The following is an 8439-nucleotide window of genomic DNA, read 5'->3' as shown; positions in this document are numbered from 1 at the left end:
GTGCTGCACGCCCCGGGCGCCCCGTGCACCGTCACCGTCGACGACCGCGCTGCGGAGCAGCTCGTGGTGCGTGTCGCGAACGGCGCGCCGACGCTGCCCGGCAGCGGCGGGGCCGCCGCCGGCGGCAACGGACTGCGTGGGATGCGTGAGCGGGCAGACCTGGTCGGGGCGCGCCTCCAGGCCGGTCCGCAGGACGGAGGCGGTTGGCTCGTGGAGCTGACGCTCGGCCGGGAGGCACCGCTCACGCCCGCCACGGAGGTGCGGCCGTGATCCGGGTCCTGGTGGCGGACGACCAGCCGCTCGTCCGTGCCGGCGTGACGGCCCTGCTCGACGCGGAGCCCGACCTCGAGGTGGTCGCGGTCGCCGCTGACGGCGGCGAAGCACTCGAGGCCGCCCGACGGACCCGTCCGGACGTCGCGTGCCTCGACGTCCGGATGCCGGTCCGGAACGGCATCGAGGTCGCCCGCGAGCTCTGCGCACCGGGGGCCGATCCGGAGGTGCCGGTGCTCATGCTGACGACGTTCGACCTCGACGACTACGTGTTCGGCGCCCTCGAGGCGGGTGCGTCCGGGTTCCTCCTCAAGGACGCCGACCCCGACACCATCACCGGGGCGGTCCGGCAGGTGGCGGCGGGGAACGGCACCCTCGACCAGGCCCTCACCCGTCGGGTACTGCGGGAGTTCGTGTCCCGCCGGAGCCTCCAGCCCGTGACGGGCGCCCGCGCCGACGGGCTGCTCACCGCCCGCGAGCGTGACGTGCTGCTGCTCCTCGCCCAGGGGATGTCGAACGAGGACATCGCTGCCGCGCTCGTCGTGGAGGTGTCGACGGTGAAGTCGCACCTCGCACGGATGCTGCCGAAGCTCGGGGTGCGGTCGCGGCTGCAGGCGGTGGTCTGGGCGTACCAGAACCGCGTGGTCGCGGTGCCGGGTGCGGAGGACGGCCGTCCCGCCTAGCATTGGCGCGACCAGGACGGCGGAGGACAGGGCCTCGGCCGGGGGAGGCACGACCATGCCCGTTCGAACCATGCCGTGGACGTCCGCGGCCACCGCGGCCGCCGCACTCGCCGCCACGCTCGTCGGGGCCGGGGTGGTGTCCGCGTCGCCGGCCGTCGCAGCCACGTCGCCGACGGCAGGCGCGTCGTGTCCGTCGGGCACGCTCAGCCTCCGCACGCTCGAGTCCGGGTGCACCACGTCGACCGGCACCGTCCGGCTCGCCGACGGCCGCACGTTCGCCGTCCCCGCACGCGGTGAGTCCGTCGCAGCACTGAGCGTCGCGGCCGCGGGTGCCGAGGAGCTGCCCGAGGTCGTCGTGACGAACACCGGGAACTCCGGCGTCGCGGTCCGGGTCGGCGAGGCGTGGCAGGGCTCGCCGTCGGCCGTCCGGCAGGCGGAACGCTCGACCCTCGGGACCGCGGACACCGCGGACACTGCGGACACCGGCGCGGTGACGGTGCGTCCGAGCGCGGCCTCGACGAAGTGCACGAGCAAGGCCAACACGCAGAACGACTACCGGTGGTCGAGCACCGTGCAGTGGTACTACAACCCGAGCGGGACGCGCACGACCTACGGCGACGACGCACTCCGGGCCGCCGCGGACGCCTGGACCGGGACCATCACGTCGTGCGGCACCACCGTGACGTCCTCGGCGCGGGAGAGCTTCGTCCGCGAGGCCACGCAGGCGCCCGACCTCACGAAGGACGGCGGGTGCGCGACGAACAACGGGTACAGCGTCATGGGCTGGGGTGCGCTCCCGGCCGGCACGCTCGGCGTGACGTGCGTCTGGTACGACCAGAACGGTGTCGCACGCGAGGCCGACCAGCGGTACGCGACGCGGTACTCGTGGTCCTCCACCGCCACGTGCTCGGGCAGCCGGTACGACATGCAGGCCGTCGCGACGCACGAGTGGGGCCACCTGTACGGCCTCGGCCACGTGGCGAGCGGCACCGGCCAGGTGATGGAGCCGTCCGGCGGCACCTGCGCGACCGGATCGCGGACGCTCGGGCTCGGCGACATGACGGGCATCGCGGCGAAGTACTGAGCGGTCGGGCGCGGCCGCGCTCCCCGGCCCTCCGGCTCGGCCGCCCAGACCCGCCCTGGTTCGCTGGACGCATGGCAGCGCTCCCGACCGTCACGGTCGTCGTCCCCGTGCTCGACGACGCCGAGCAGCTGCGCACGTGCCTCGCCGCGATCGCGCGGCAGACCCGGTCGGCGGAGGAGGTGGTCGTGGTCGACAACGGGAGCTCCGACGACAGTGTCCGCGTCGCGCTCGACGCCCGAGCCCGGGTCGTGCGCGAGGCGTTCCCGGGCATCGCGGCCGCCGCGAGCACGGGCTACGACGCGGCGACCGGGGACGTGATCGCCCGGATCGACTCGGACACGGTCGTGCCCGAGGACTGGCTCGGACGCGCACTCCCCTGGTTCGCCGACCCGCTCGTGACGGCCGTGGCCGGCCCCGGGGCGTTCCGGGGGCTCGGTCCCGTCGCCTCGGCGTTCTGGCGGACCGCCTACATGCGCGCGTACTTCGTGCTCATGGCCGGAGCGCTCGGACGACCGCCGCTGTTCGGCTCGAACGCGCTGTTCCGACGGACCGCCTGGCTCGCCGTCCGGCACCGCGTGCACCGCCACGACCCGATGGTCCACGACGACGTCGACCTCTCGCTGCAGTTCGACCCGCGCTGGCGGACCGTGCTCGACCGGGCGCTCGTCGTCTCGGTGTCGGGCGACCCGGTCCGGGACCGGAGCGGGATGCTCCGGCGGGTCCAGAGGGCTGTGCACACCTTCGCGGTGTCGTGGCGCCGTGCCGTGCCGCCCGCCCGGCTGCTGCGGCGGTTCCGGCACGAGACCCGCCCGGTGCCGACGGGTGGGACGCCCACCGGGGCGGCGGTGACCGCTCCGGTCCGCGCTGACGGTCCCGCCCCGGCAGAGGCGTCCGTGGCCGGACCTACGATCGTGGGATGACCCCTCGCCGCACGGTCGCGACCGTGGCCACCGCGTTTCGACCGGGAGGCCCGTGGAGGGGCCGCACCGTGCCTCCCGTCCGGCGTCTGGTCACCCCGTGAACCGCACCGACCGGCTCTACGCACTGGTCGAAGCGCTCCGAGCGGTCGCGCCGCGACCGCTCAGCGCCCGACGCCTCGCCGAGCGGTTCGAGGTGAGCGTGCGCACGATCGAACGCGACCTCTCGGCGTTGCAGCAGGCCGGGGTGCCGATCTGGGCCGAGCCGGGGCGGACGGGCGGGTACTGCCTGGACCGGGAGCACACCCTGGCGCCGCTCGGTCTGACCGCGGACGAGGCGCTCGCGGTCACGGTCGGACTCGGCGCGCTCGCGAACGGACCCTTCCGCGACGCCGCTGCGCGTGCCCTCGGCAAGGTGCACGCGGCGACCCGGGACGAGCGGCTGGCGGAGTCGCTCGCCGTCGCTCGTCGGATCGCGTTCCTCGAACCCGACGACGAGGATGCTCCCGCAGACGTCGTGGCCGCTGCGCTGCGCGACGGGCAGGTCCTCCGACTCCGCTACCGCGACCGCGACGGCGAGCCGAGCGACCGCGAGGTCGAGCCCCTCGGGTACGTCGTCCGCGACGGCGTCTGGTACCTCGTCGCCTGGTGTCGTCTCCGCCGAGCGGTCCGGGCGTTCCGCACGGGACGGATCGTGACGCTCGAACCGACCGGCGAGCACGCACCGCTCCGGCCGTTCCGCGCCGCGGACCTCGACATCCCGTACGGCACCACGCGGCACGTGGTCGAGGACTGACCGCCTCCGTCACCTCGGCGGGATCACCGACAGGACGGTGTCGCGGACGCGCTGCACACTGCCCGCATGGCATTCGCTTCGATCCGCATCATCACCGACGACCTCGACCGGCTCGTCACCTTCTACGAGCACGTGACCGGCACCTCGGCACACCGTCCGGCGCCGGTGTTCGCCGAGTTCCGCGGCGGGGAGCACGGCCCCACGCTCGCGATCGGCTCCACCGCCACCGTGGCGGTGCTCGGCGACCGGGCTCCGCGCCCGAGCAGCAACGACTCGGTGCTCGTCGAGTTCGAGGTGGCCGACGTGGACGCCGAGTTCGCGCGACTGCGTGACGTGCTCCACGACGTCGTCCTCGAGCCGACGACGATGCCGTGGGGGAACCGCTCGACGCTGTTCCGCGACCCCGACGGCACCGTCGTCAACCTGTTCAGCCGACCGACGGGCGGCTGGACAGCGGGCGGCTGACCGGCAGACCGCGACCGACTGGTGGGGGCCGGCCGGACGCGGTCCGGCCGGCTGTGGCTCACTCCGCCGCGGCCCGGAGGAACGCGGCGATCTCCGTGGAGCCGCCGTTGAACCGCACCGTGTGACCAGCGGTCCCGGGGTCCTCGACGACGTCCGCGACCACGTGCGCGACGTCGCCGCGCGGCACCTCGGACGACGAGCCGTCCCAGTCGACGCGACCGGTCGGCTCGTCGTCGGTGAGGGTGCTCGGCGCGACCACGGTCCAGGCGAGCCCGGAGTCGCGGAGCACGGCGTCCGCGACGTACTTCGACTGCGCGTACGCGAAGAAGTCGTCGTCCTGCGGCACGCCGTGGTCGAGGACCGAGCCGGACCACGACACCATGACGTAGCGGTCGACGCCGGCACGAGCCGCTGCCTGTACGGTCAGCACCGCGGCGTCCCGGTCGATGGCCCACGTCCGGTCCACGGACCCGCCACCGGCGCCTGCCGACCACACCACGACGTCGTGCCCGCGGACGAGGTCGGTGAAGGACTCGAGGGTCTGCTCCTGGATGTCCGCGACGCGGGGCTCGCCCCCGTGTGCCCGGACGTCGTCCGACTGGTCGGGGTCCCGGATGACGGACGTGACGGTGTGGCCGCGGTCGCTGAGGATCTTCGTCGCGAGGAGCGCGACCTTCCCGTGACCGCCGAAGAGGATGACGTTGCTCATCGATCGCACGGTACCCGGAGCCGATCCGAGCGACTCAGCCGCGCTCCACGGTGGCCTTGAGCTGCCGGAGGCCCTTCTCGAAGTCCGGCCCGACGAGCTTCTCGAGCGGGAAGATCCGGGTCATGAAGGTCCGCGGGCTCTCCATCCGCCAGACGACGTCGGTGCCGGGGCCGGTGCCGGTGCCGGTGCCGCTCGGCGTGAGGTCGAACCGGATCACGTTGCTCGACCGGAACGGCTTCGTGAAGTCGAGCGCGACGCCCACGCCGGAGGGCTCGACCTCGGTGACCCGCATGGTCCCGGCACCGGCCTTCCGGTTCCCCGACCAGGCGTACGTCGCGCCGACCGAGCCCGGGTCGCCCGTGTACTCCCGGTGGAGGTCGGGGTCCGCGCCCTCCCACGGCGACCACGACCGCCAGCGCGTGAGGTCCGCGAGGTGCGGCAGGACGACGGCCGGCGGTGCCTCGACGCGCACACGACGTTCCACGGTGATCGTGCTCATGCGCCGATGGTAGGACCAGAACGGCTCCCAGCACAGGGTGCGTAGCGTCTCCGACGGACCACGACGCGGTCAGCCAGGTGACGCGTCAGCCAGGTGAGGAGACACCGATGAGCACCGACCACGAACAGAACACCCTCGTCCGCACGCTCGCCCTCGGCGTCCTGAGCGGCGGCCGCAGCGCCACCCCCCTCGCGGTGCTCGCGCTGAACCACGACAACAAGGAGCTCTCCGGCGCGTGGCAGGACTGGAAGGTCTTCGCGACGCCGCTCGGCCGCGGACTGCTCGTCGCCGGTGCGGTCGGCGAGCTCATCGGCGACAAGCTCCCGTCGACGCCGAGCCGCATCGCGTTCCCGGCGATCCTCGGCCGCGTCGCCTCGGGCGCGCTCGCGGGGGCCGCGCTCGGTACGACCGGGCGTCGGAACCTCGTGGTCGAGGGCGCGATCCTCGGCGCGGTCGGCGCCGTGGTCGGCAGCGTCGTCGGCTGGGCCGCCCGCAAGGCCGTCGGCGGTGTCACGCACTTGCCCGACCCGGTGGTGGCGCTCGCCGAGGACGCCGCGGTGATCGCCGGCTCCGTGAAGGCCGTCACCGCCGACTGACGCGCGCCGCTCGCGCCGCGGCGACGCGCCGACGCGCGCTGCGGCGACGACCCGAGTCTCGGGGTGAGCGACACCTCTCGTGCCCAGGCCCACGAGAGGTGTCGCTGTGCGCGAGTCTCGTGATCGCCCGGCAGTGGAACCGTCTCAGGCGGTTGCCGCCTCCGCAGCAGCGGGCGCTTCCGCGCGGCGCCGGTGCGCGGGCATGAACGACACCGCGACGAGCAGCACCAGCGGGAGCGGATCACGGCCGACCGCGAGCAGGAGGACCGTGACGGCACGTTCGGCGCGCGCATCGCCGGGCTGCGGCCGGACGCCGTCATCGACCTCGTCTGCTTCACGATCGACTCCGCTCGCGCGCTGCTCGACGCGCTCCGCGGGTCGGACACGCACCTCGTGCACTGCGGGTCGATCTGGCGGGCCGGGGTGTCCCACGTCCTCCCGATCACCGAGGAGGTCGCGACCCCGCCGTTCGGTGAGTACGGCACGCAGAAGGACGCCATCGCGCGGCTGTACAAGGAGGAAACCGCCTCGGGCGGTGTCGCAACGACCTCCCTCCACCCCGGCCACATCAGCGGTCCCGGTTGGGTGCCCATCGGTCCGCTCGGCAACCTGGACACCACGGTCATCACGAAGCTCTCCGCGGGTGCGGCGATCGAGGTGCCGGGTCTCGGCGCCGAGTCGATGGCCCACGTGCACGCCGACGACGTCGCGCAGGCGTTCCAGCTCGCGGTCGAGCACCGCGCAGAGGCCGTGGGCGAGGACTTCTTCGTCACGGCCGACACGGCCCTCACCGTGCGCGGGTACGCGCACCTGGTCGCGTCGTGGTTCGGCCAGGAGGCCCGGATCGAGTCCGTCACGTGGGACCGGTTCCGCGAGACCACGGCTGGCGAGGACGCGCACGCGAGCTGGGAGCACCTGTCGCGATCGCAGGTGTTCAGCACCGACAAGCCGCGGCGGCTGCTCGGGTACGCACCGGCGTACACGGCGTCCGAGACGGTGCTCGACGCCGTGCGGTGGCTCGTGGACAACGGCGAGGTCGAGGTGGCGCGGCCGCTCGCTGGCTGACGGCTCGCGACCGTCGCCCTGCGAGACCCGGGCCGGCGGACAGTTCCGCGGCCTGCAGCGCGGACCGTGTCCGCCGGGCCGGGTCTCGGGACGCGGCACCGCGGGGCGATCGGACGTGCTCAGCGGCTCGCGAGCGGGACGGACACGATGCGGTCGTCGTCCGCCTGCGGGGTCCCCCGGCCGTCCGTGTTGTTCGTGACGAACCAGAGCGCGCCGTCGGGCCCGGCGAGGACCGTCCGGATCCGACCGAAGTCACCGGCGAACCACGTCGTCGACCGCGACGGGTCGGCGGCCGGGACCGCCCGGACCGAGGCCCCCCGGAGGTTCGCGACGAACACGGTGTCCCCGATGACGGTCAGGCCGCTCGGGGAGGCATCGCTCGTCGCCCACTGCTGCACCGGGTCCACGAAGCCGGCGGCCGTCCCGCCGGTGCCCTCGACCTCCGGCCAGCCGTAGTTCGCGCCCTCCTCGACGACGTTGAGTTCGTCCCACGTGTTCTGCCCGAACTCCGCGGCGAACATCGTGCCGTCCTCCGCCCAGCCCATGCCCTGCACGTTCCGGTGCCCGAGGCTCCACACGAGCGAGTCGGGGAACGGGTTGCCGGCCGGGACGCTCCCGTCCGCGGTCATCCGGAGGATCTTGCCCGCGAGCGAGTCCCGGTCCTGCGCGTCGGGTCCGTCGCCGGCGTCGCCGACGCTCGCGTAGAGCATGCCGTCCGGTCCGAACGCGATGCGCCCGCCGTTGTGGATGCCGCTCGACGGCAGTCCGTCGAGGATCGTCGTCGCCTCGCCCAGGCCGTACGACCCGACGCTGCCGGTGAGCTCGAAGCGCTGGATGCGGTTGCCGTCCGCGGCGGTCGAGTACACGTAGAGACCGCCGTCGTGGAGTGCGAGGCCGAGCAGGCCGCCCTCGCCGCCCGGGGTGACTCCCGGGACGGTCCCCACCGTGCGGGTCGTGCCGTCCGCGGCCATCTCGATCACCCGTGCCGAGTCGCGCTCGCTCACGAGGGCGGCGGCGCCGTCACCCGTCCGGACCACCGACCACGGCGCGTCCAGGCCGGTGACGACGTCGGAGGGCTCGCCGTCGGGTGCCAGCGACTCGACCTCCGCTGTGGCGGAGGGCGCCGGTCCTGCGGTCTCCGTCCGCGGCAGGGTCCGGACTCCTCCGTCGGTGCACGCCGCGAGGACGAGGGCGGTGACCGCGGCTGCGCCGAGTGCGGACGAAATGCGGCGGGTGTTCGTGTGCACGGCGTGCCTCCCCGGGGTTCGTGCCCTGATTGCACACGCTCCGGTCGGGAGGAGCCTGTACGGGCGCTCAGCGCGACCACCGGACCGACGGGAGGGGCTGTTATGTTT

Annotated in this window: 10 protein-coding genes and 1 pseudogene; 8 read left to right on the top strand and 3 right to left on the bottom strand. The window is 74.0% G+C overall.

Annotated elements, in window-relative coordinates; genetic code table 11:
• The 6 genes and pseudogenes from I59_RS22830 to I59_RS10445 form a co-directional block, all read left to right on the top strand.
• A pseudogene (locus I59_RS22830) lies at nucleotides 1–270 on the top strand (sensor histidine kinase); the annotation flags it as partial.
• Nucleotides 267–953, top strand: a complete 687-nt coding sequence (locus I59_RS10465) for a response regulator transcription factor (RefSeq protein WP_022903827.1) — start codon at nucleotides 267–269, stop codon at nucleotides 951–953. The pseudogene I59_RS22830 and the gene I59_RS10465, both read left to right, overlap by 4 nt.
• A gap of 55 nt (nucleotides 954–1008) precedes the next feature.
• Nucleotides 1009–2037 (top strand): matrixin family metalloprotease, encoded by a 1029-nt coding sequence (locus I59_RS20905; protein WP_148286167.1) that lies wholly within the window; start codon nucleotides 1009–1011, stop codon nucleotides 2035–2037.
• Between the two features lie 71 nt (nucleotides 2038–2108).
• Nucleotides 2109–2957, top strand: coding sequence for a glycosyltransferase family 2 protein (locus I59_RS10455; protein ID WP_022903825.1), 849 nt, complete (start codon nucleotides 2109–2111; stop codon nucleotides 2955–2957).
• A 97-nt stretch (nucleotides 2958–3054) separates the two neighbouring features.
• Nucleotides 3055–3750: a YafY family protein gene (locus I59_RS10450; protein WP_022903824.1), complete on the top strand. Its 696-nt coding sequence runs from the start codon at nucleotides 3055–3057 to the stop codon at nucleotides 3748–3750.
• Between the two features lie 66 nt (nucleotides 3751–3816).
• Nucleotides 3817–4215: a VOC family protein gene (locus tag I59_RS10445; protein WP_022903823.1), complete on the top strand. Its 399-nt coding sequence runs from the start codon at nucleotides 3817–3819 to the stop codon at nucleotides 4213–4215.
• Nucleotides 4216–4273: 58 nt separating this feature from the next.
• Here the strand turns inward: I59_RS10445 and I59_RS10440 are convergent, their stop codons facing one another.
• Together I59_RS10440 and I59_RS10435 are read right to left on the bottom strand one after the other, a co-directional pair.
• Nucleotides 4274–4924: an NAD(P)H-binding protein gene (locus I59_RS10440; RefSeq protein WP_022903822.1), complete on the bottom strand. Its 651-nt coding sequence runs from the start codon at nucleotides 4922–4924 to the stop codon at nucleotides 4274–4276.
• Between the two features lie 34 nt (nucleotides 4925–4958).
• Complete coding sequence (locus I59_RS10435) at nucleotides 4959–5423, bottom strand: SRPBCC family protein (protein ID WP_022903821.1); 465 nt, start codon at nucleotides 5421–5423, stop codon at nucleotides 4959–4961.
• 107 nt (nucleotides 5424–5530) lie between these two features.
• Here I59_RS10435 and I59_RS10430 point away from each other — a divergent pair, with 107 nt between their 5' ends.
• Nucleotides 5531–6019 (top strand): DUF4126 family protein, encoded by a 489-nt coding sequence (locus I59_RS10430; RefSeq protein ID WP_022903820.1) that lies wholly within the window; start codon nucleotides 5531–5533, stop codon nucleotides 6017–6019.
• A 192-nt stretch (nucleotides 6020–6211) separates the two neighbouring features.
• Nucleotides 6212–7084, top strand: a complete 873-nt coding sequence (locus tag I59_RS10425; RefSeq protein ID WP_022903819.1) for an NAD(P)-dependent oxidoreductase — start codon at nucleotides 6212–6214, stop codon at nucleotides 7082–7084.
• Between the two features lie 119 nt (nucleotides 7085–7203).
• Here the strand turns inward: I59_RS10425 and I59_RS10420 are convergent, their stop codons facing one another.
• A complete protein-coding gene (locus I59_RS10420) occupies nucleotides 7204–8331 on the bottom strand; it encodes a sorbosone dehydrogenase family protein (protein ID WP_022903818.1) in 1128 nt (375 codons plus the stop codon).
• Nucleotides 8332–8439 lie beyond the last annotated feature (108 nt).

Origin of the sequence: Curtobacterium sp. B8, from assembly GCF_000333315.1 — a bacterium.
Classification (GTDB): domain Bacteria; phylum Actinomycetota; class Actinomycetes; order Actinomycetales; family Microbacteriaceae; genus Curtobacterium; species Curtobacterium luteum.
The sequence above is the reverse complement of the archived record's forward strand: the minus strand, read 5'-3'. Positions and strand labels throughout refer to the sequence as shown.